Raw genomic sequence first — 20,511 nt, forward strand, 5'->3', positions numbered from 1 at the left:
AAGACTTACGGCGTAAGATACGCCGCGGATGCCACCGCGTCCAGTCCCGGAGGACGATTGCCTGACGTTGTAAGGTGAAGACATGCCGCAGCGGTCCGTCGTGCGCCCCCAGCTCACTCGAGAGAGCGTGCTGCAGACAGCCCTGCAACTGGCCGACCGCGACGGCATCGAGGCGCTGACGATGCGCGCGCTCGCCGAGCAGCTCGGCGTCGAGGCGATGTCGATCTACTACCACCTGCCGAACAAGGACGCGATCCTCGACGGCCTCGTCGAAGTGGTCTTCGCCGAGATCGAGCAGGAGGTCGGCGGGTTCGCCCCTCCCCCTTCGACGGATGCGTCGAACTGGGCGCCGGCGCTCCGCGAACGCATCCTCGGTGCGAGGCGCGTGCTGCTGCGGCATCCGTGGTTGCCGAACGTCATGAACGCGCGCGGCGCCTCAGGGCCCAACGCCATGCGTCACGTCGACGGCGTCGTCGGCATCATGCGGGCCGGCGGCATGTCGCACGACCTCATCCACCACTCGCTGCACGCCATCGGCAGCCGCATGTACGGCTACGTGCAAGAACTCAGCGACGACGGGGCGGCCCCGGCACCGGTCGAGCTCGAGCAACTCGCCGCCCTCGCGCCGCACCTCGCCGCGATGCTCGCCGAGGTCGTGCACGACGATCCCGAGTCGACCCTCGGCTGGTGCGACGACCAGACTGAGTTCGAGTTCGGGCTCGACCTGCTGCTCGAGGGGCTCGAGCGGCGCCGGGCGGCGCAGCCCGCCTGAGCGCTCGGAAGGACTCGGCTCAGAGCGCTCCGGTCGCCGCCGTCTCGATGACGCTGGGCGTGCCGTCGAAGACGAGCAGCCGGTCGGCGAGCTTGTCGACGAAGAACCGGTCGTGGCTGACCACGATGACCGCGCCCGGGAAATGCGTGAGTGCCCGCTCCATGACCTGCGTCGAGGTGATGTCGAGGTGGTTCGTCGGCTCGTCGAGCACGATCACCGCCGCCCCCGAGAGCAGGCACTGCGCGATCGCGACACGAGCGCGCTGACCGCCCGAGAGCGTACCGATCTTCTGCTTGAGGTCGGCCTCCGAGAACTGGAGCATCGCGAGGAATCGGCCCACGCTCTTCTTCGTCGCGGTGAACGCGAGCGAGTCGGGGTAGGCGTTCACCGCGTGCCCGACCGTGTCTTCGAGATCGAGCTCGGCGTAGACCCGGTTGTACGAGACGTACCTGGCGCCCTTGGCCCAGCGCACGGTGCCGAAGTCGGCCTCGGTCTCGCCGGTCAGCACGTCGAGCAGCGTCGACTTGCCCGAGCCGTTCGAGCCGAGCACCGCGACCCGGTCGCCGCGGCGCAGGTCGAACGAGAGGCCCTCGAAGAGCGGCGCACCGCCGAAGCTCTTCGTCAGCCCCGTCACCGTGAGCAGGTCGTTCGAGACCCGCAGCCCCTCGTAGATGCCCGTGATGATCTGATCGATCGGGCGGGGCGCCTGCCGCTTCTTGATGTCGGCGAGACGGCGGGCGACCGCGTTCGACGGGTTGCGCGCGGCTTCGCGGCGTGCTGCCGAGGCCGCCTGCTCGTAGGCGAGCAGCTCCTCCTCGTGCGCGAACTGCTTCTCGAGCATCTTCAACCGCGACTGCTTCGCGTGCACGTACGCCGAGTAGTCGCCCTCGTACTCCTGCAGGCGGTAGTTCTCGAGCTCGATGATGCGGGTGACCACGCCGTCGAGGAACTGGCGGTCGTGCGAGACCACGAGCACGGCGCCCGCGAAGCCCGAGAGCCAGTTCTCGATCCACTTCACGCCGTCGAGGTCGAGGAAGTTCGTCGGCTCGTCGAGCAGCAGCACGTCGGGCGACTGCACGAGGATCTGCGCGAGCGCGGCGCGGTTGCGCCATCCGCCCGACAGGCGCCCGACCGACAGGGCGCGGCGCTCCTCGTCGAAGCCGAGGCGGGTGAGGACCGTGTCGATCGTGGTCTCGTAGGTCCAGCCGCCGATGTGGTCCATGCGCTCGAAGAGCTCGCCCTGCTCGGTCAGGATCCGCGTCATCGCGTCATCCGACATCGGCTCGGCGAGCGCCATGCCGATCTCGTCGAGGCGGGCCTGCGTCTCGTGCACCTGCGCGAAGTGGCCGCTCAGGATCTGCTGGATGCTCTGCTCGCCGTCGAGCTCCGAGAACTGCGAGAAGTACCCGATCGTGGTGCCGAGCGTGACGTCGCGGGTGCCGCCGCTCGGCTCGCGCCGCCCGAACACGACCTCGAGCAGGCTCGTCTTGCCGGTGCCGTTCTTGCCGATGAGGCCGACCCGGTCGCCCTGCTTCAGCTTCAGGAACGCCTCCTTCAGCACCGGGCGTCCGTCGAACTCGATGCTGACGTCGTTCAGGCGGATCAGGCTCACTGGTGTCCTTGCGGTGAAGAGGTGGAGAAGTTCGGCGAGACGGATGCCTCGAGCCGCGCGCCCACTCTACCGACGCCGCCTGCGCGGCAACCCAGCCGCATGCGACGATCGGTGCATGGCGCATCGGGAACCCAACGATCTCGGCAGCATCGCCCTCTCGGACGAGGGCCTCGCCGTCACCACGAGCGGCTCGCCCGAGGTGCTGGTGCCGTGGGACGAGATCGACTCGGTCGCAGTGGACGTGACAGAGATCATGGGCGAGGTGCACCGCGCCGTCGTGTTCGACCACGTCTCGGGCGAGTTCTTCGAGATCTCGGACCGGGCCGACGGATGGGAGGAGGCGATCGAACACCTCGGCGACCACATGGCCCTGCTCGTCGACGCGCCGCTCGAGGTCTGCCGCGAGGCCCGCCCCGACGCCGAGCCGATCGAACTCGCCCGCCGCCGGGAGGGCTGAGGCCGGGCACGCAGCTGCGCCTGACAGCGAGGCGCTCACCGCCGAGACCGGCTCCACCGGAGCGACCGGGATCATGCCGAGGGCTGGTGCGCCGTCTGCGAGAGGAGCAGACTCGCAGGCGAGACCGCCGGGAGGAACCATGGGCGACGCGCAACCACCGCCACCTTCACCCGACGAACGATTCGCGCCCGTCTTCGGCGCCGCGGCGTTCGAGGGAGAGTCCCCGGGCGCCATCAGCAGCCGCGCCGGCCACTTCCTCGCCATGGGCACCGCGGCCTTCGGGTCGAGGGAGCAGACCGCCGATGTGCGCGATGACGCCGAGGCGCTCGGCGTGCCGTTCGTCGTCCCGGCGACCGATGACGATCTGCTCTGGAGCGAGCAGTCGAACCTCGACCAGCTCACCCGATTCGCGCTGCAGGACCACGGGGCATCCGACGCCCGCGACTGGAGCGGTGGGGCACCACCTCGCGCCGACGACGAACTCGCGCTCTGGCAGAACGTCGAACTCACGCACTCTGTCCCGTCGCTGCTCGCTCTGCTGAACCACTCGCGCGGCAGCGAGCACGAGCTCCAGCGCGTCGCCGCCGCGACCGCGCTCCGCACCTTCAGCAGCGGCGCGCTGGCTGCGGCCGACGAGGTGCTCGCCGCCGCGACCGCCTCGGCCGACGAGCACGTGGCCGCGATCGCGAACACCGCATTGCGTCGAAGCGACGGCGGCGGTTCGGAACCGGCGAGGCCGACGCGCGCTCCGACGGGCGGCGGCGCTCCCACGGCCTTCGCCCACGCAGAGGTCAGCCTCGCCATCCACGGCACGTGGGCCCAGGTCACCGCAGACCCCTGGTACGCGCCGGGAGAGCCGCTGCACAACCACATCCTGGTCGCCTCGACCCCGAACCTCTATGACGAGGACACCTACTACACGTGGAGCGGCGAGTACTCGCAGGCCGCCCGGGATGCCGGCTCGGCCGAGCTGCCGATCTGGAGGGACGCGCTCGCCCTGCCCCCGTTCGACACCGTCTTCGCCCACAGTCATGGCGGCAACGTCGCACTGACCGCGGCGGCCGACGGCGAGCGGATCCGCATGCTCGTGCTCATGCACACCCCCGCCCTCCCGCGGTCGGATGCGCAGTGGGCAGCGATCAGGGGGCACGTGGGGCGCACGGTCGTGATGCGGACCCGACTCGACCACGTCGTGCTCGCCGACGGCCTGGTCAACGGGAGTTCGCAGCGCTTCGACCAGAACAAGCTTCCGCATCATCCGGTCGTACTGCACTGGGCGAACGCCGACGCCTGGTTCTCGCACACCTTCTTCACCGAGGTCGGCAAGTGGCTGCAGTACGACCTCGCGGGCACGGTCCGCAGGCAGCATCGCTACGCAGAACAACTCGTGTAGTCGGCGGCAGGCCACCGGATGCGACCTCCGACTCGAATCGCGATCGCGGCACGGATCGGAAGGTTCTCGGCGCCCGCGGCGTTGGCCACTGCATGAGAGCGATCGCGTACGCCAAGACCGGGAACTCGTCCGTACTGCACCTCGTCGAGCGGGAGGCGGCCGAACCGGGCGCCGGAGAGGTGCGCGTGCGCATCGCCGTGTCGGGTGTCAACCCGACCGATTGGAAGGCGAGGGCCGGTTCGCGGCCGGGCGTGGCGGCGCCGTTCGCGGAGGTCGTGCCGAACCAGGACGGCGCCGGCATCGTCGACGCCGTCGGCCCCGGCGTGCCCGGGTTCGCGGTCGGCGACCGGGTCTGGGCCTACCTCGCCGCGCACGAACGGCCGTCCGGCACCGCGCAGCAGTTCGCGGTGCTCTCGGCCGAGCACGTGGTGGCCCTGCCGGATGCCGCGGGCTTCGACCTCGGCGCCTCCCTCGGCGTTCCCGCCATGACCGCGCACCGCGCGCTCACCGTCTCCGAGGCGGGTCCGTCGCGACTCGGCCCCGGCGCGCTCGACGGCCGCACGGTGCTCATCGCCGGCGGCGCGGGCGCCGTCGGGCACGCGGCCATCCAGCTCGCCCGCTGGTCGGGAGCCACGGTCATCACGACGGTGAGCTCGCCCGAGAAGGCCGCGCTCGCGACCGCGGCCGGAGCCCACCACGTCGTGAACTACCGCACCGACGACGCTGCGGCCGCGATCCGCGCCATCGCCCCGCACGGCGTCGACCAGGTCGTCGAGGTCTCGCCCGCCCGCAACGCCGGGCTCAACGCGAGCGTCATCGCGAACCACGGGTCGATCGCCGTGTACGCGACCGACGGCGGCGCCGAGATGACCCTCGACGTGCGCCGGCACTTCGCGCTCAACGTGCGGTACCAGTTCCTGCTGCTCTACACCGTCGGCCAGGACGCCCTCTCGGCCGCCGCCGAGGACATCGGCCGTGCACTCGTCGACGGCGCACTGCCCGTCGGCGAGGGCGCCGGCCTGCCGATCACCCGCTTCCCACTCGAGCGCACGGCCGCGGCGCACGACGCCGTCGAGGCCGGCACCGTCGGCAAGGTGCTCATCGACGTCGACCCCGACATCGCCTGATCCCTCCCCGGGCGAGCGACGCTCAGCCGAGCAGGTGCGACAGCTGCTCGACGACGAGCACCACGGCGAGCACGACCATCGCGGCGCCCGAGATGCGGGAGACGAGTCGCATGGCCGACGGCCGGGCACGCAGCACCGTGCGGGCGCCCATGCCGACGACGAGGTAGACGAGCGCGCAACTGCCGACGAAGATGAGGCCGAGCACGGCCAGCTGCACCGGGATCGGCCAGGCGCCCGCGGCATCCGTGAACTGCGGCAGCAGCACGACCAGCACGAGCAGCCCCTTCGGGTTCAGGCCGCTGACGCCGGCGCCCTGCACGAGGCGCAGCCACGGCCGCGTCTCCGCTCCCCCGCCGGGGGCTGCGCCCGCGACCGGCCCGGGCGGCTCGATCAGCACGCGAATGCCGAGATACGCCAGGTACGCCGCGGCGGCGAAGGTGAGGCCGCTCAGCACCCACGGCATCGCCGCCACGGCCGCGCCGACGCCCACGGCCACCGCGGCCACCGCGGCGAGATAGCCGATGAGGATTCCGGAGAGCGCGGGCAGGATGCTGCGGTCGCGCAGCCCCGAAGCGATGATGTACGCCCAGTCGGGGCCCGGCACGAGCACCATGAACGTCATCATCGCCCAGCAGGCGAGCAGCAGTTGGGTGTTCACGCTGGCCTCCCTTCGACGGATAGGACGAAGGTAGGCGAGAACCGCGAGCAGCCGCTGCCGCATTCACCCCCGATCAGGTGGCCACGTGGAAGAATCCACTCCATGGACGCCATCGATCGGAGAATCCTTGCCGAACTGCAGCAGGACGGCCGGCTGAGCCTCACCGACCTCGCCGCGCGCGTGCAGCTGAGCATGTCGCCGACCCACCGGCGGCTCCACGCGCTCGAGGCATCCGGAGCCATCAGCGGCTATCGCGCCGTGATCGATCCCGAGGTGGTCGGGCTCGGCTTCGGGGCGCTCGTGTTCGTCACGATGGATCAGGCGAACCGGGCGACGATCCCCGCGTTCGATGCCGCCGTCGCCGAGATCCCCGAGGTGATCCAGGCCCTCCGGCTCTTCGGCGACCCCGACTACCTGTTGCGCGTCGCCGTACCCGACCTGCCCGCGTACCAACGACTGTGGGACGAGCGGCTCTCGGCGCTGCCGGGCGTGCGCCGAGTCGAGTCGACGCTCGTCATGAAGACGATCGTCGACGATCGGCCGCTGCCGATCTGAGGAGGCGGACCCTCGACGGCGTCGGGAGGTCGGCGTACCGTGGCCCGCGAAGCGAACGCCCGAACGAGGAGGTTCCCGATGGCCGAGCTCTCACCTGTCCAGCCGTGCCTGTGGTTCGCCGACCAGGCGCGCGAGGCGATGACGTACTACGTCGACGTCTTCCCGAACTCGCACATCACCCGCATCGACGAGTACCCCGACGAGTCGCTCGACGAGCACTTCGCGGGCATGACGGGCAAGGTGCTGAGCGGCGCGTTCACCCTGAACGGCATCGACTTCGTCTGCCTCGACGGCGGCCCGCTCTTCGTCTTCAACGAGTCGATCTCGTTCGTCGTCTCGTGCGCCGACCAGGCCGAGATCGACTACTACTGGTCGAAGCTCTCGCACGTGCCCGAGTCGGAGCAGTGCGGCTGGTGCAAGGACCGCTTCGGCGTCAGCTGGCAGGTCATCCCCGCGAACATGGGCGAGCTGACCCGGCGGCCCGAGCAGATCCAGGTGATGATGGCCCAGAAGAAGGTCGTGATCGCCGAACTCGAGAACGCCTGAGACGACGGATGCCGCGGCGCGCCGTCACCGGGCGGCCGTGGCCTCACCGGGTGGGTCGGCGACCTCGCTCGAACGAGTCAGCACGAGCGCCGCGGGGAACCGTCCGACCACCGCCCGGAGCGCCGGCCTCGACAGCGCCGCCGCCTCCGTCGGCTCGACGATTCGGGGCGCGGTCGCCCGATGGTCTCGACCCTTCCACCTGATGGTGGCCCCACCGGCGGCGAGCACGTTGCGGGCCCAGTTGGTCTTCGCACCCCACGGCAGGCCGATGAGGAAGACGCCCTCCGACACCGTCGGCACGAGCGCGATGGGCGTCGCGTAGGCGGTGCCGCTGCGGCGGCCGTGGTGGTGGATGATCGCCCAGAGGGGCACCCACCGGCGCCCGGCCAGTGCTCGGGCGACCGGCTCGCTCGTCCGCACGGCCCATCGTGGCGGGCCCTGCTTGCGGTCGGAGTCGCTCATCACTCCAGCATCCGCCCTCCGGGCGGATTCCGCACCGGCGACCTCCTGCCTGAGACCTCGCCGAGATCAGGCCGACGCGACGAGGGTCCGCCAGTCGCTCGCTCGTGCATCGATCGGGGAGCCGTTCGCGACGCGGGCCGTGCGCGCAGCCGGGTCGAGCTGCACGGTCGCGAGGGTCGCCCAGCGCTCGCCGAAGGGCAGTGTCAGGTCGGGGCGGTGGCACAGGAGCGGCTGCCCGGGGTCGGAGTAGAGGAACGCGAGCAGCTCATCGTCGGTGCGCGGCTCGGGGTAGTCGGCGAGGCGGCTCGCGATGAGGTCGAAACGCTCGCCGGAGTCGGGCTGGTAGATCTCGGTCTTCTCATCGGCCTGCGCCTCGCGGCTCAGGAAGTGGTTGGTGCGCACGACCACGCCGTCGACGGGTTCGACCACGAACACCCCGATCGGCGTGATGTCGGTCGTGACGACGCGCTCGGCGTCGAGCAGGGTGAACGAGCTCGAGGCGCTGCGGGGCGCATCGCGCACGAGCTCGACCGCCTCTTCCACCGAGGCCGCCTCCTCGAGCACGGTCGCCGACAGCACGTGCACCGGCACACCGCCGGCGCCGTCGGTGCGGTGCCCCAGGATGTTGAAGTGCAGCGCGAGTCCGGCACTGTTCACACCGATCTTGCCGAGCATCCCGTGCTCGGTGAGGCCGGCGAAGTCGTAGCGGCCGCCTCGCGTCTCGTGGGTGTGCCATTCGCCGTCGAGCTGGTGATGCCAGTCCCACGTCTGCAACCCGAAGGTGCGCACGGTGCCGTCGCCGAGCTCCACCCGGCGCCCGATCGTCGAGCATTCGCCCGGAGCCGCGCCGACACCCTGCGAGAGGATCTCGGTGCGGGCGTTCAGCGCGTAGACGTGCCACGGTTCGACGGCCGCGCCGGCGGCGATGCCGTCCATCTCGGCGAGGCGGTCGGGGCGCCACTCGGCGACGGCGTCGGCGCAGCGCATCGCGAGCTCGCGCACTTCGGCCTCATCGAGCTCGTACTTCGCGAAGAGCTCGAGATACGTCCGCAGTCCTGCGGGCAGGGCGGCGCTGAGCTGCAGGCCCCGCTCACGACCGCGTTCGAGTGGGTCGCTGCCGTTCGCGACGACGTGCAGGCGGTCGGTGATGCTGTGCAATGGATCGTTCCTTCGGATGTGCGTGGTTCGGCGGCACGACGGTGCGCCCGTCGGCCGGGTTTCAGATCTGCTGGGCGAGCTCTTCGATGACCCCGCGGCGCGGGACCCAGCCCGGCCGGGGCGCGCACTCGAGCAGCAGCCGGGTGTAGGGATGCGCGGGGCGGTCGAGGATCTCGTCGACCGTGCCCCGCTCGACGATGCGCCCACGGCGCATGACGATGACGTCGTCGGCGACGGCGCGCACCACGGAGAGGTCGTGGGTGATGAACAGGTAGGTGAGGCCCTTCTCCTCCCGAAGGCGATCGAGCAGGTCGAGCACCTGCGCCTGCACCGAGACGTCGAGTGCGGAGACGGCCTCGTCGAGCACGATGATCTCGGGCTCGGCCGCGAGGGCGCGCGCGATCGCCACCCGCTGCTTCTGGCCGCCTGAGAGCGCCGTGGGCCTCGCATCGGCGTGGCGCTCGGTGAGGCCGACCTCGGCGAACAGTTCGAGCACGCGAGCCCGGCGCTCGGCGCGGTCGAGGTCGGGTCGGTGCACGCGCAGCATCTCGTCGATGGTGGCGGCGACCGGCAGCGACCGGTTCAGCGAGCCCTGCGGGTCCTGGAAGACCATCTGCACGAGCTTGGCGCGGGCCCGCAGGCGTGATCTCGACGTGGTCGGCCTGACCTCGGCGCCGTCGATGCGAACCTCGCCGGCATCGGCGGACTCGAGCCCGACGATGACACGGGCCAGCGTCGACTTGCCCGACCCCGACTCGCCGACGACGGCGAGGCACGTGCCCCGACGCACCCCGCACGAGACGTCGTCGAGCGCAGTGACACTCGATCGACGACCGAGATGGAAGGTGCGGCGCAGGCCTACCGCTTCGAGGATGAGATCTGCGCTCATACGTCGGTCTCCGTTCCGTTCGGCAGTACTGGCGCACGCCCCTCCGGGTGCAGCAGCGGCCTCGCGGCCATCAATGCGCGCGTGTAGTCGGTCTTCGGCCGATCGCGGATCTCCTCCGGGGTTCCGATCTCGAGGATCGCACCGTCCTTCATGACCGCGAGCCGGTCGCAGATCGCGGCCGCGAGATCGAGGTCGTGCGAGACGAAGATCATCGAGAGTCCGTGCTCGCGTCGCTTCTCGTCGAGGATCGCGACGACCTCGGCCTGCGTCGTGACGTCGAGCGCCGTGGTGGGCTCGTCGGCGAGCAGCAGCCGGGGTTCGCCCGAGATGGCGCCGGCGATCACGACGCGCTGCAGCAAGCCGCCCGACAGCTGGTGCGGGTAGGAGCGCAGCACCCGCTCCGTGTCGGTGATGCCCACCTGCCGCAGCAGCCCGGCGGCGCGCGCCTTCGCCTCCGCCTTGGGGATGCCCCGCGCATCGGCCATTCCCTCGATGAGGAACCGTTCGACGTGGAGCACCGGGTTGAGCGCGCCGTGCGGGTTCTGCGCGATGAGGGCGAGTTCGTTGGCACGGACCTTCCGCAGCTGCTCGCCGCTCGCGGCGAGCAGGTCGGTTCCGCCGAGTTCGATCGAGCCGCCGACCTTCGAGCCCGGCGGTTCGATGCCGAGAATGCACTTCAGCGTCATCGACTTGCCCGAGCCCGACTCGCCGACGAGGCCGAGCGCTTCGCCCTGGCCGAGCGAGAACGAGTTCCCTCGCAGGATCTCGGTCTCCTGGCCCGTGTCGGGGTCGGTGACGGCGAGCGTCAGCCCTTCGACGTTCAGCATCAGCGCGTCCTTCCCGCAGCGCGGCGTCCGCCGAGCTGCTCGCCGACGTAGCCGAGTGCGGCCACGGTGATCACGATCGCGAGCCCCGCGAAGACGCTCTGCTCCCAGTACCCCTGCAGGAGCGAGGCCTGCCCGTTCGAGACCATGAGGCCCCAGTCGGGCGTCGGCGGCTGCACGCCGAGTCCGAGGAAGGAGAGTGCGGCGAGGTCGATCATCGCGTAGCCGAAGTTGATCGTCATGCCCGTGAAGATCTGCGTGCGCACGTTCGGCAGGATGTGGCGCACGGTGATGAGGAAGCCCGAGATGCCCTGCAGCTGCGCCGATGCGACGTAGGGCAGGTTCCGTTCCCGCAACGCGACCGATCGGATGACGCGGGCCGAGTAGGGCGTGAAGCCGATCGCGAGCGCGATCGAGGCGGTGAGGAGCGAGGGTCCGAAGATCGCGACCGCGAGGATCGCGAGCAGCATGTTCGGGAACGCGAAGAGGATGTCGAGGATGCGTCCGATGAACGCGTCGACCCGGCCGCCGAACCACACCGCGGTGAGCGCGAGCGTCACGGCCGCAGCGGCGGCCACGAGCACGACGACCGTCGGACCGATGAGGCTCGTGCGCGCTCCCCAGATGATGCGCGAGAAGATGTCGCGACCCGACTGGTCGGTGCCGAACCAGTGCTCGGGGCTCGGCGGCAGGTGCCGGTCGACGACCGAGCCCGCGTACGGGTCGTACGGCGCGATGAGCGGCGCGAAGATCGTGGTGAGCACCACGACCGCGAGCACCCCGACGCAGACGAGGCCGAGCGTCCCGAGGCGCCGGCGCATGCGGTTCCAGCCCGAGACCGGGCCCTCGAGGCGCTGCCGGCGCACCGCCTGCACCGAGACGGTGTCCTGACCGACGGTGTTCACCGGCGGCTCCATGCTGGTCTGCCGACTCATGCCGACACCTCCCTGGCCAGACGCACGCGCGGATCGATGACGGCGTAGAGCAGGTCCACGATGAGATTGATGAGGCCGAACGCGAGCACCATGATGAGTGCGATCGCCTGCACGACGGCGAAGTCCTTCTTCTGCACCGAGTTCACGAGCAGTGATCCGATCCCGTCGAGGGTGAATGCGTACTCGATCACGAACGCGCTCGCCAGCAGGCCGGCGATGTTGGTGCCGAGCACGGTGGTGACCGGCAGCATCGAGTTGCGGAGCGTATGGCGACCGAGCACGATGCGCTTGGGCACACCGCGCGCGATCGCCATGACCACGTGCTCCGAGCCCTGCTCCTCGCGCACGGCGGTGCGGGTGATCCGTGCGACGACCGCGATGGCCGGGAACGCCAGGGCGATCGCCGGCAGCGTCAGGTGCCAGATGCGGTCCGTGAAGCCCTCCCCCGATCCCGAGACCGGGAACCAGCCGAGGTTCGACCCGAACACCGCCATCAGCACGAGTGCCGCGAAGAACGTCGGCACGGCGAACCCGAGGTTCGACCCGAACACCACGATCTTCTCGAAGGCTCCCGAACGCGTCGCCGCGAGCACCCCGAGGCCGACGCCGGCGAACACGATCAGGATCGCCGCGTACGTGGCGAGGAAGAGGGTCGTGGGCAGGCGCGACTCGACGAGCGTCGAGACGTCCTGCTGGGTGACGAGCGACCTGCCGAAGTCTCCGTGGAGCACGTCGACCAGCCAGTTCCAGTAGCGGACGAGGAAGGGATCATCCAGCCCGTACTGCGCTCGGATGACCTCGAGCACCTCAGGGGTCACGGTGCGGCCCTGGACGAGGAACTGCTCAGGGCTTCCCGGAGCGAGGTACATCCCGCTGAACACGATGAAGCTGGAGACGAGCAGTACCAGCGCGAGCGCGATGATCCGTTTCAGTACGTAGAGCATGGACGATCCCTTCCCGTGCGCACCCGGCTACTCGGCCGAGCCGAGGTCGGCGGCCCAGGGGTAGTAGAGGTAGATGAAAGAGGCGGGAACCCCGGTCACCGCCTTGTCGAGGTAGAGCCGCACTGCGAGGTCGTTGATCGGCACCCAGGGCTGCTGCTGCATGACGAGGGCCTCGGCATCGACCGTGAGCTCGGCCCGCTTCTCGGGGTCGCTCTCGGCGTAGGCGGCGTCGATCGCGGCATCGATCGCCGGGTCGGAGAAGCCGGAGTAGTTCTGCTGGCTTCCCGTGTAGGCGACGTTGTCGAGGTGGGCGAGCGGCGACGGGCTCGACAGGTAGTTCGTGGTGACGAAGCCGTCGTATCCCTTGCGGGCCTCGGGGTCGGAGAAGAACGCGCCGAACTGCGCGCTCGGCACACCGGTCGGCTCGAGGGTGAGCCCCAGCTCCTTCGCCCCGTTCGCCATCTCGTTGAGGATGTCGGCGTAGAACGCGCGCTCGCTCGGGTAGGCGATCTTGATCGGCTGCGAGAGGTCGACGGTCGCGGACTCCAGCTCGGCCTTGGCGGCCTCGAGGTCGTGACTCAGGTCGGGCAGCTCGGCGTCGCGCTGCTCGGCGACGTCGGGGTAGCGGTTCCACGGCCCCTGGGGCACGATCGAGCGCGACGGCGTGCCGGTGCCCTCGTAGACGGTGTCCGCGATGGCCTGGCGGTCGGTTGCCCGGGTGAGCGCGCGCCGAACGGCGGGGTCGCCGAACGTGCCGTTGCCGGTCGAGATGATCGCCATGATCTGCATGCCCTGTCCGTAGGACAGCGCTCCGGTGCTGCTCGAGGAGAGCTGGCCGAGCGCCGGCAGCGGCACGTCGTACGATCCCTGGATCTCTCCGGTCGAGAGGCCGGTCGCGATGGCGGTGGGGTCGACCACGAAGCCGATCTCGACCTCCTTCGCCTTGGCGCGCTTCTCGGCGTTCCAGTACCCGTCGTAGCGGTCGAGCGAGATCGACTGGCCCTGCTTCCATTCGCCGACCTGGAACGGACCCGTGCACATGACGCCGGCCTCGGGGTTGCCGTAGTTCTCTCCGGCCGCCTCGCGCTGCTTCTGCTGCACGACGGCGCCGAGGTTCGTCGAGAGCTCCTCGTCGAGGATGGTGTTCGGTTCAGACAGCGTGAGTGTCACCTCCCACTCGCCCGTCTGCTCGATGCCGGTGACGTCGGCGAAACTCGACGCGAGGTAGCTGCCCTCGGCCGGGTCGAGATGACGGTTCAGGCTGTAGGCGACGTCAGCGGCGGTCATCGGCGTGCCGTCCCAGAAGGTGACGTCGTCGCGGATCTGGAAGACGTAGCGCGTGCTGTCGTCGAGGACCTCGAAGCTCTCGGCGAGGTTCGGCTCGACCGAGAAGTCGGGCTGCATCTGGAACAGCGACTCGCAGAGGTTCGAGATGATCGTGTTCTCGGGGTAGTTGAACGCCTTGACCGGATCGAGCGTCGCGAGCTCGCCGTACGTCGAGTTCCACTTGACCGTGTCGACCTCGCCGGTCGCGGCGGGCGTGACCTGCAGGAGCTCGCCCTCGTCCAGTGCCGTCGCGGAGTCGTTGCCCCGATCCGCAGTGCAGCCTGCGAGCGCCAGGCTCGCGACCGCGAGGAGCGCGATCGATGCTCTCGTCGTTCCGGTTTTCACTGTGTCCTCCTGAGCTTCTTCGTTGAATCCCTCGCCGATGAGGCGATGAGCTACGGCGACGATAGCTGATGAATCGATTCTTGTAAATCGATTCTCTGAATCGATTTCTTTCCGGGATTCCGCTCGCGATCGACACGGATGGGTTGCTACGCTTGCCCGATGTCCCTCGAAGCCGCGCGGCCAACGATCAACGACGTCGCCGAGCGCGCCGGCGTCTCGCGGACGACGGTCTCGAACGCGCTCAACGGCAAGGGCACGATCGGCGAAGCCACCATCGCGCGGGTCAGACGCGTCGCCGATGAACTCGGCTACGAGCCGAATGCGGTCGCACGCGGGTTGCGACAGTCGAAGCTCGGGGTGATCTCCCTGCTCATCCGCCCGCTCGAGTCGCTCGACACCGCGATGCCCGAAGGCGTCGACTACTTCCTCCGGTTCGCCGGCTCCGCCGCCCTGGCCGCGATGGATCACGGGTACTCGCTCATGCTCATCTCGGACCCGTCGAAGCCCGGGGCCCCACCGTCCTCGCTCGCGGCCGACGGATGCCTCGTCGAGGCCCCGATCCGGAACGACCCCGCGCTCAGCCTCCTCGATCGCAAGCGGATCCCCTTCGTGGCGATCGGCGTCGACCCGGCGCGCCCCGATGCCTTCCCCGCGTTCGTGCAGCAGACCGAGGGCGAGACGGCCCGAGTGCTCGACCACCTGCACGAGGCCGGCGCTCGGCGGATCGCGCTCGTGACCGGCACCGACGAGAACGCCTGGAACGTGTTCGCGCGAGACGCCTACGAGCAGTGGACGGCCCGGCACGGCGTCGAGGCGATCCACCGCTCCATCGACGAGACGCTCGGCGTCGAAGGCGGGCGCATGGTCGCGCACGAACTCCTGTCGGGCGCGACCCCGCCCGACGGCGTGTACTGCCTGACCGGTCGACATGCGGCCGGATTCGTCGCAGGAGCCCGCGAACTCGGCATCGATGTCCCGGAGGATCTCGTCGTCGCCGCCGGTTCCGACGCGGTCATGAACCGCACATCGTCTCCGACCATCACCGCGCTCGACCTCCGGCCCGTCGAGACAGCACGACTCGCCGTAGACGCCTTGATCCGCATCCTCCAGGACGAGCCCGTCGACTGGTCGAGCCTCGACCCGACCAGCGAACTCGTGGTCCGCGAGTCGACGTCACGACGTCGTGGTGACGGGCCCGCGCAGGCCTGAGCTTCCGGGCGGCCTCCCAGCGCATTCGCACGCTCGCGGCTCCGCGCTGCAGATCCCCCCGCTCTTGCGTCCACGGCGGTGCCGCTGCGAGCATGGCAGGCACCGACGACTGGAGCCCGATGTCCGAGACCCTCGACCGACAGCCGGGCACTGAGCTGTCCACCCTGCCCGGAGCCCTGATCCTCCGACGCACCCGCAGCCTGCTGTACTGCGCACTCGGCACCGGCCTCGTCTACGGATTCCTCAGCACTGCCTCGCGGAGCCTCTGCCCCGGTGGGATCACGGACGACGGCGGGTTCATCGACAACGACGGCCGACCCACCGAGGTCGCGCAGTACTGCGTCGACGTGACGATGCGGCCGAGCTCCATCGTCTACGTCGCGATCGCCGTCATCGTGCTCGTCGCGATCACCCGGGTGCTGAAGTCCTCCGCGAGCGAAGCAGCCGCCCTCCGCACGCTCGATCGTGCGGCCATCCTGCTCGTCGCGGTCACTGCGGTGTGGCTGGTGATCACGCACGTCTCGTTCTGGATGATCCCGGTCGACCGATGGAATGGCGGGGAGTACTTCCCCCTCCCGTTCACGTTCGGCACCATCGACGTCGACATCGCGCCGCTGCGGCAGGGCTGACCTCCGGCGTCGTCAGGAGGCGACCCGACGTCGCTCCCGCCCGGCGTCGAAGAGCCAGGCGTCGACGTCGTTCAGGGCGAGCCGGAGCGCGCCGAGCACGCTGACGTCGGTGCCGAGCACCGAGGCCACGACCTCGACCGGGAAGAGGCATGCCGCGTCGAGGCGCGTCTGGAGCGGCCGGATGAGCCGGTCGCCGACCCCGGCGAGCTCGCCCGCGATGATGAGCCGGGGAGTGTCGAGCACCGTCACGAGCGTGATGAGGCCGAGCGCGAAGTGCTCGATGAACTCGGCCAGCGCGGCGCGACTGCGCTCGTCGTCTCCCCCGTCGAGCACGCCGCCGGCGCTCGCGAACTCCCGCAGGGCGGCAGCGGCCCGCGGCCAGCCGAGCTCGGGCAGTCCGCCGATCTCGCCGGAGGCCCCGTGGCGCCCGAGGTAGGGCTTGCCGTCGATCGTGATCGCCGCCGCCATCGTCGTGCCGGCGAGCACCGTGACCGACGCGTCGAGGTCGGCGCCCGCCCCGAGCCAGTGCTCGGCGAGCGCTGCGCACCGGGCGTCGTTGCCGACCGAGACGGCGGCCTGCGGGAACATCCGCTCGAATGCGCCGGCGATGTCGGTGCCCGCCCAGTCGGCCAGGCGGGAGCTGCGCACGACGGTGCCGCTCGCGTCGACGATGCCCGTCGTCGAGACGGCGATCGCCCAGAGCTCGGTCGGGGTGCGCCCGTGCTCCGCGAGCAGCGCCGAGACCGCGGCCGTCATCGCCGCGAGCCGGTCGGCGGCGGGCAGGTCGGCGTCGAGGCCACGCGCGCTGCGAGCGAGCACGACCCCGTCGAGGTCGGCGAGCATCAGTCGCAGTTCGTGCACGCCGAGTTCGCAGGCGACGACGAGTCCGGCATCCGCTCGGAACGCGAACCGCTTCGCCGGCCGACCGACCGGGCGGTTGGAGACCGCCTCGGGCGCGATCGCGACCACCAGGCCGTCGGCGATCAACTCGGCGACGGCGTCTTCGACCGTCGGCCGTGACAGACGCGTCGACTCGCCGAGCTCGGTGAAGCTCAGCGAATCCGCCGCACGCAGTCGGCGGAGCACCGCCACACCGTTCTGGCGCTTCACGAGCGGGCTGCTCCCAGCAATCATCGGTCTTCCTCGTCCGTCGGGGATTGACAGGCATCTACTGAACTGCTTGACTCCCACCGTAATTATTAATACTAACTGAATAATTAATCTGGGAGACGGCGGACGCAGTCGCGGCACGCCGGCAGTTCACTTGTCCAAGTATCTTCCTCGGGAGTTTCAATGAAGAGACATCCAGCGCTCCAAGCGCTGACCATCGCATCGGTCGTCGCCGTGGCGACCACCGGTGCCGTGAGCTCGGCGGCCGCCGCCGAAACCGCGGCACCGGCTGCCTCCGACGGCATCACGGTGACCGCCGGAACGCTGTCGATCGGCCTCGACGCTGCAGGCGCCGTCACGAGCCTCGTCGACCAGCGTCTCGGCGAGAACCACCTCGCCGCCGACAAGCAGGCACCCCTCGTGAGCCTCGTCATCGACGGCGTGCAGGAGGTTCCGACCGATGTGTCGCGCGACGGCGACACGCTCGTCTTCTCCGACGACTCCGTCGGCTACGAGATCGAGGTCGCGATCGACGCCTCGGCGAGCTACACCACGCTCGAGGTCGTCGACGTGCGCGCGCCCGAGAGCGCCGACGTCGAGTCGCTGCTCTGGGGTCCGCTGCCCACCTCGATCACCGAGACCGTCGGCGAGACGGTCGGCGTCGTGCGCGACGGCGACTTCGCGATCGGCGTGCGGCCCCTGAACGACCACACCGAGGGCGGATGGCCGCAGGAGTACCAGGAGTTCGGCTGGCAGAGCGAGATGAGCTCGAACCCCTCCGACCTCGAAGTGGCCCCGCTCGAGGAGTGGAGCGTCGCGGGCGTCGCACCATGGGGCACGGCGCTCCGCGCCTTCAGCTTCGACTACAGCGAGGAGCGCTCCCGCACGCAGCCCGGTGGCTTCCGGATCCCCGTCGGGCCGCTGCCCGACTCGACGGTCGTCGGATCGAAGGTCGCCGTCTTCGGCAGCACTCCATCGATGGTGCCGACCGTACTGTCGACCATCTCGAAGGGCGAGTCGCTCCCCTACCCGACGATCGACGGCCAGTGGCAGAAGGTCGCCCAGGCGACCTCGCAGTCGTTCCTCGTGCTCGGCGACCTCCGCACCTCCACGCTCGACTCCGCCGCGAAGTACGCCGAGGCCGCCGGTCTCGAGTACCTGTACTCGCTGCCGAACGCCGCCGGACCGTGGAAGGCCACCGGCCACTACGAGTTCGACTCGTCGCTCGGCGGCAGCGACGCCGCGGTCGCCGACTTCGTCGACCGCGCCGATGAGCTCGGCGTGAAGGTGGGCGTGCACACCCTCTCGGACTTCGTCGCGTCGAACGACGCCTACGTGCAGCCCGCCCCCGCCGACGAGCGTCTCGCACTCGGCGGACGGGCCGAGCTCACCCGCCCGCTCTCCGCGAGCGATCGGGTGCTCTACCTCGACGACGACACCCTGCTCGCCGCGGGCGCCCAGGGCAAGAAGCTCCGCATCGGCGACGAGTTCATCGACTACGGCTCGTTCCAGCAGGTCGGCGACGAGTGGGAGGTGACCGGTCTCACGCGGGGTCGCTGGGGCTCAGCCGCCGCCGCCCACGACTCGGGCGCGACCGCGGCACGCCTGCTGCAGAACCAGTACGGCGGCGCCCTCGGCGATCTCGGCATCATCGAGGAGATCTCGACCCGCTTCGCCGACATGTGGAACGGGACCGGCATCCGTGCCATGTCGTTCGACGGTCTCGAGTCCGCCTCGCAGTCGGGGCTCGGCAGCTACGGCATCGCCCGCATGGTCAACGACACGTACGCGCAGATCGACGACCACGACGGATTCATCTCCGAGACGAGCCGCATGACCTCGAATGCCTGGGACGGCCTGTCGCGCGCCAGCTGGGGCGAGGTCGCGTCCACGAGCATGGACCAGGTCTTCATCAACAACGAGTTCTACCACGACAACTACCTGCCGCCGATGATGGGCTGGATCCACCTCTCGGGCAATGAGAGCCTGCTGAGCATCGAGGGCAAGCTCGCTCGCGCGGCCGGTCTCGACGCCGGCACCGGGCTCCAGACCTCGGTCTCGAGCCTCGCCAACGGCGGCGCGCAGACGACGCTCGTGCTCGACGCGATCAAGCAGTGGGAGACCGCGCGCAACCTCGGCGCCTTCACGGCAGAGCAGCGCGAGGCGCTCCGCGACCGGTCGACGAACTGGCACCTCACCATGGTGTCGGCCGACCGCGAGTGGTCGCTGCAGCAGCTGGATGCCGCGGGCGCACCGATCGGCGAGCCGCAGTCGGTCTCGGTCCCCGAGCCGGCGATCGTCACCGAGTCGCTGACGGATGCCGAGGACGGCACGCTCTACGGCCAGGTCGTCGAGTCCAACTCGCCGGCGACCATCCGCTACGAGGTCACCGCGGGCTCGCTTCCGAAGGGCCTCGAGCTGAACGCCGACACCGGCGGCATCATCGGCATCGCCGAGAAGCCCGGTTCGAGCCGCTTCACGGTCACCGCACGCGGCAGCGCCGGCATCGCGGACTCCTCGAAGGAGTTCACGCTGCAGGTGCGACCGTTCACGCCGCGGGCCGACCTCGAGCTCGAGATGCCGCTCGAGCCGAGCGCCCCGGCCACCGTGACGGTGACGAACGCGGGAACGCACGCGATGAAGAACGTGCGCATCGAGGCCTCGGCCGGCAACGGCTGGGCGATCTCGCCCGAGCTCCAGACCGTCAAGAAGCTCGACGCGGGCGAGGCCGTCACCGTCGAGCTGCAGCTGACCGAGCAGGATGACGCGTCGCGCACGATCTCCGTGAAGACCCGCGTGCTCTTCGACGCCCCGGGCTCGAAGGACAACGAGCTGACCCGCTCTGCGAAGATCGAGCTCCCGCTCGCGAACATCGCGGCGGCCTACAACCGGGTCTCGATCTCCGATGACGCCGCACCCCGCACGGCCAACTTCGACGGCTCGGGCAACAGCTACTCGGCACAGGCCCTCGCGGCGGCCGGCCTCGTCGCCGGCGCCGAGTTCGAGCACGACGGGCTGTCGTTCACCTGGCCGTCGGCGGTCGGCGCGCCGAACAGCGTGGCGGGTTCCGCGACGTTCGAGGTCAGCGGCGACGGCACCAGGCTCGGCCTGCTCGGCAGCGCCGTCGGCCCGCAGGTGGGCACCGGCACGATCACGTACCGCGACGGATCCACCCAGCCGTTCGAGGTCGCCTTCAACAACTGGGCGGGCGATGAGGCCGAGGACGCCGTGGTCTCGTCGCGCTACCGCAACACCCCGTCGGGTCCCGCGAACCACGGGTACTACTACCGCGTGTTCTTCGACTCGGTCGAGCTCGACCCGGCCAAGGAGGTCTACACGATCACCCTGCCGGCGAACGCCTCGATGCGCGTGTTCTCGGTCGCGATCGGCTGACGCAACGCCGACGCCGCATGAGGGCGGGCCGACCGGTCTCCGGTCGGCCCGCCCTTCTGTCACGCCGAGCGGATGCCTCGTCCCGGACGCATCGGCCGCGAGGCATCCGCTCGCTCGTGCCCGGCCGATGCACCTGCCATCCAGCCGTACGATCTAGGCTCGAAGCA

19 protein-coding genes are annotated in these 20,511 nt (G+C 70.0%); 9 read left to right on the plus strand and 10 right to left on the minus strand.

Annotated features, from left to right (window positions below):
• Nucleotides 1-82: 82 nt before the first annotated feature.
• Nucleotides 83-772, plus strand: a complete 690-nt coding sequence (locus tag BUR99_RS18490; protein ID WP_074261860.1) for a TetR/AcrR family transcriptional regulator — start codon at nt 83-85, stop codon at nt 770-772.
• A gap of 19 nt (nt 773-791) precedes the next feature.
• Here BUR99_RS18490 and BUR99_RS18495 read toward each other — a convergent pair whose 3' ends face one another.
• Nucleotides 792-2,384: an ABC-F family ATP-binding cassette domain-containing protein gene (locus BUR99_RS18495; protein ID WP_074261861.1), complete on the minus strand. Its 1,593-nt coding sequence runs from the start codon at nt 2,382-2,384 to the stop codon at nt 792-794.
• 115 nt (nt 2,385-2,499) lie between these two features.
• On the opposite strand from BUR99_RS18495, the gene BUR99_RS18500 reads away from it, so the two are divergent.
• From BUR99_RS18500 to BUR99_RS18510, 3 genes are all read left to right on the plus strand, one after another.
• Entirely contained in the window at nt 2,500-2,841 is a 342-nt protein-coding gene (locus BUR99_RS18500) for a hypothetical protein (RefSeq protein ID WP_074261862.1), read from the plus strand.
• Nucleotides 2,842-2,980: 139 nt separating this feature from the next.
• Nucleotides 2,981-4,234, plus strand: a complete 1,254-nt coding sequence (locus BUR99_RS18505; RefSeq protein WP_074261863.1) for a hypothetical protein — start codon at nt 2,981-2,983, stop codon at nt 4,232-4,234.
• Between the two features lie 92 nt (nt 4,235-4,326).
• Entirely contained in the window at nt 4,327-5,361 is a 1,035-nt protein-coding gene (locus tag BUR99_RS18510; protein ID WP_074261864.1) for an NADPH:quinone reductase, read from the plus strand.
• 22 nt (nt 5,362-5,383) lie between these two features.
• Here the strand turns inward: BUR99_RS18510 and BUR99_RS18515 are convergent, their stop codons facing one another.
• Nucleotides 5,384-6,019, minus strand: a complete 636-nt coding sequence (locus BUR99_RS18515) for a LysE family translocator (protein WP_234980916.1) — start codon at nt 6,017-6,019, stop codon at nt 5,384-5,386.
• Between the two features lie 102 nt (nt 6,020-6,121).
• Between BUR99_RS18515 and BUR99_RS18520 the strand changes: the two genes are divergently transcribed.
• Both BUR99_RS18520 and BUR99_RS18525 read left to right on the plus strand, forming a co-directional pair.
• Complete coding sequence (locus BUR99_RS18520; protein ID WP_074261865.1) at nt 6,122-6,574, plus strand: Lrp/AsnC family transcriptional regulator; 453 nt, start codon at nt 6,122-6,124, stop codon at nt 6,572-6,574.
• A gap of 78 nt (nt 6,575-6,652) precedes the next feature.
• Nucleotides 6,653-7,120, plus strand: a complete 468-nt coding sequence (locus BUR99_RS18525) for a VOC family protein (protein WP_074261866.1) — start codon at nt 6,653-6,655, stop codon at nt 7,118-7,120.
• Nucleotides 7,121-7,144: 24 nt separating this feature from the next.
• Here BUR99_RS18525 and BUR99_RS18530 read toward each other — a convergent pair whose 3' ends face one another.
• From BUR99_RS18530 to BUR99_RS18560, 7 genes are all read right to left on the minus strand, one after another.
• Nucleotides 7,145-7,582, minus strand: a complete 438-nt coding sequence (locus BUR99_RS18530) for a nitroreductase family deazaflavin-dependent oxidoreductase (protein WP_074261867.1) — start codon at nt 7,580-7,582, stop codon at nt 7,145-7,147.
• A 66-nt stretch (nt 7,583-7,648) separates the two neighbouring features.
• The gene (locus BUR99_RS18535) at nt 7,649-8,740 is read right to left on the minus strand and encodes a C45 family autoproteolytic acyltransferase/hydrolase (RefSeq protein WP_074261868.1); all 1,092 of its coding nucleotides are present in this window, start codon (nt 8,738-8,740) and stop codon (nt 7,649-7,651) included.
• Between the two features lie 61 nt (nt 8,741-8,801).
• Entirely contained in the window at nt 8,802-9,629 is an 828-nt protein-coding gene (locus tag BUR99_RS18540; RefSeq protein WP_074261869.1) for an ABC transporter ATP-binding protein, read from the minus strand.
• Nucleotides 9,626-10,456, minus strand: coding sequence for an ABC transporter ATP-binding protein (locus BUR99_RS18545; RefSeq protein WP_074261870.1), 831 nt, complete (start codon nt 10,454-10,456; stop codon nt 9,626-9,628). Before BUR99_RS18545 ends, BUR99_RS18540 begins: the two co-directional genes overlap by 4 nt.
• The gene (locus tag BUR99_RS18550) at nt 10,456-11,388 is read right to left on the minus strand and encodes an ABC transporter permease (RefSeq protein ID WP_074261871.1); all 933 of its coding nucleotides are present in this window, start codon (nt 11,386-11,388) and stop codon (nt 10,456-10,458) included. The genes BUR99_RS18545 and BUR99_RS18550 overlap by 1 nt, the downstream gene beginning before the upstream one ends.
• A complete protein-coding gene (locus tag BUR99_RS18555; protein ID WP_074261872.1) occupies nt 11,385-12,332 on the minus strand; it encodes an ABC transporter permease in 948 nt (315 codons plus the stop codon). Before BUR99_RS18555 ends, BUR99_RS18550 begins: the two co-directional genes overlap by 4 nt.
• A gap of 27 nt (nt 12,333-12,359) precedes the next feature.
• Nucleotides 12,360-14,003, minus strand: a complete 1,644-nt coding sequence (locus BUR99_RS18560; RefSeq protein ID WP_074261873.1) for an ABC transporter substrate-binding protein — start codon at nt 14,001-14,003, stop codon at nt 12,360-12,362.
• A 159-nt stretch (nt 14,004-14,162) separates the two neighbouring features.
• Here BUR99_RS18560 and BUR99_RS18565 point away from each other — a divergent pair, with 159 nt between their 5' ends.
• Complete coding sequence (locus BUR99_RS18565) at nt 14,163-15,212, plus strand: LacI family DNA-binding transcriptional regulator (protein WP_074261874.1); 1,050 nt, start codon at nt 14,163-14,165, stop codon at nt 15,210-15,212.
• A gap of 92 nt (nt 15,213-15,304) precedes the next feature.
• On the plus strand, nt 15,305-15,841 hold the full coding sequence (locus tag BUR99_RS18570; protein ID WP_084184145.1) for a hypothetical protein: 537 nt from the start codon (nt 15,305-15,307) through the stop codon (nt 15,839-15,841).
• Nucleotides 15,842-15,853: 12 nt separating this feature from the next.
• Here BUR99_RS18570 and BUR99_RS18575 read toward each other — a convergent pair whose 3' ends face one another.
• Nucleotides 15,854-16,975 (minus strand): ROK family transcriptional regulator, encoded by a 1,122-nt coding sequence (locus tag BUR99_RS18575; protein WP_074261875.1) that lies wholly within the window; start codon nt 16,973-16,975, stop codon nt 15,854-15,856.
• 159 nt (nt 16,976-17,134) lie between these two features.
• Here BUR99_RS18575 and BUR99_RS18580 point away from each other — a divergent pair, with 159 nt between their 5' ends.
• A complete protein-coding gene (locus BUR99_RS18580) occupies nt 17,135-20,344 on the plus strand; it encodes a putative Ig domain-containing protein (RefSeq protein ID WP_143231716.1) in 3,210 nt (1,069 codons plus the stop codon).
• Nucleotides 20,345-20,511 lie beyond the last annotated feature (167 nt).

The sequence above is a fragment of the Agromyces cerinus subsp. cerinus genome (assembly GCF_900142065.1).
In the GTDB taxonomy this organism is placed as follows: Bacteria; Actinomycetota; Actinomycetes; order Actinomycetales; family Microbacteriaceae; genus Agromyces; species Agromyces cerinus.

Bases quoted from the DNA above. Each gene is read 5' to 3' on its own strand.
- BUR99_RS18490 (WP_074261860.1), top strand. From the start codon at position 83: ATGCCGCAGCGGTCCGTCGTGCGCCCCCAGCTCACTCGAGAGAGCGTG.
- BUR99_RS18500 (WP_074261862.1), top strand. From the start codon at position 2,500: ATGGCGCATCGGGAACCCAACGATCTCGGCAGCATCGCCCTCTCGGAC.
- BUR99_RS18505 (WP_074261863.1), top strand. From the start codon at position 2,981: ATGGGCGACGCGCAACCACCGCCACCTTCACCCGACGAACGATTCGCG.
- BUR99_RS18510 (WP_074261864.1), top strand. From the start codon at position 4,327: ATGAGAGCGATCGCGTACGCCAAGACCGGGAACTCGTCCGTACTGCAC.
- BUR99_RS18520 (WP_074261865.1), top strand. From the start codon at position 6,122: ATGGACGCCATCGATCGGAGAATCCTTGCCGAACTGCAGCAGGACGGC.
- BUR99_RS18525 (WP_074261866.1), top strand. From the start codon at position 6,653: ATGGCCGAGCTCTCACCTGTCCAGCCGTGCCTGTGGTTCGCCGACCAG.
- BUR99_RS18530 (WP_074261867.1), bottom strand. From the start codon at position 7,582: ATGAGCGACTCCGACCGCAAGCAGGGCCCGCCACGATGGGCCGTGCGG.
- BUR99_RS18540 (WP_074261869.1), bottom strand. From the start codon at position 9,629: ATGAGCGCAGATCTCATCCTCGAAGCGGTAGGCCTGCGCCGCACCTTC.
- BUR99_RS18545 (WP_074261870.1), bottom strand. From the start codon at position 10,456: ATGCTGAACGTCGAAGGGCTGACGCTCGCCGTCACCGACCCCGACACG.
- BUR99_RS18550 (WP_074261871.1), bottom strand. From the start codon at position 11,388: ATGAGTCGGCAGACCAGCATGGAGCCGCCGGTGAACACCGTCGGTCAG.
- BUR99_RS18555 (WP_074261872.1), bottom strand. From the start codon at position 12,332: ATGCTCTACGTACTGAAACGGATCATCGCGCTCGCGCTGGTACTGCTC.
- BUR99_RS18565 (WP_074261874.1), top strand. From the start codon at position 14,163: ATGTCCCTCGAAGCCGCGCGGCCAACGATCAACGACGTCGCCGAGCGC.
- BUR99_RS18570 (WP_084184145.1), top strand. From the start codon at position 15,305: ATGGCAGGCACCGACGACTGGAGCCCGATGTCCGAGACCCTCGACCGA.
- BUR99_RS18575 (WP_074261875.1), bottom strand. From the start codon at position 16,975: ATGATTGCTGGGAGCAGCCCGCTCGTGAAGCGCCAGAACGGTGTGGCG.
- BUR99_RS18580 (WP_143231716.1), top strand. From the start codon at position 17,135: ATGAAGAGACATCCAGCGCTCCAAGCGCTGACCATCGCATCGGTCGTC.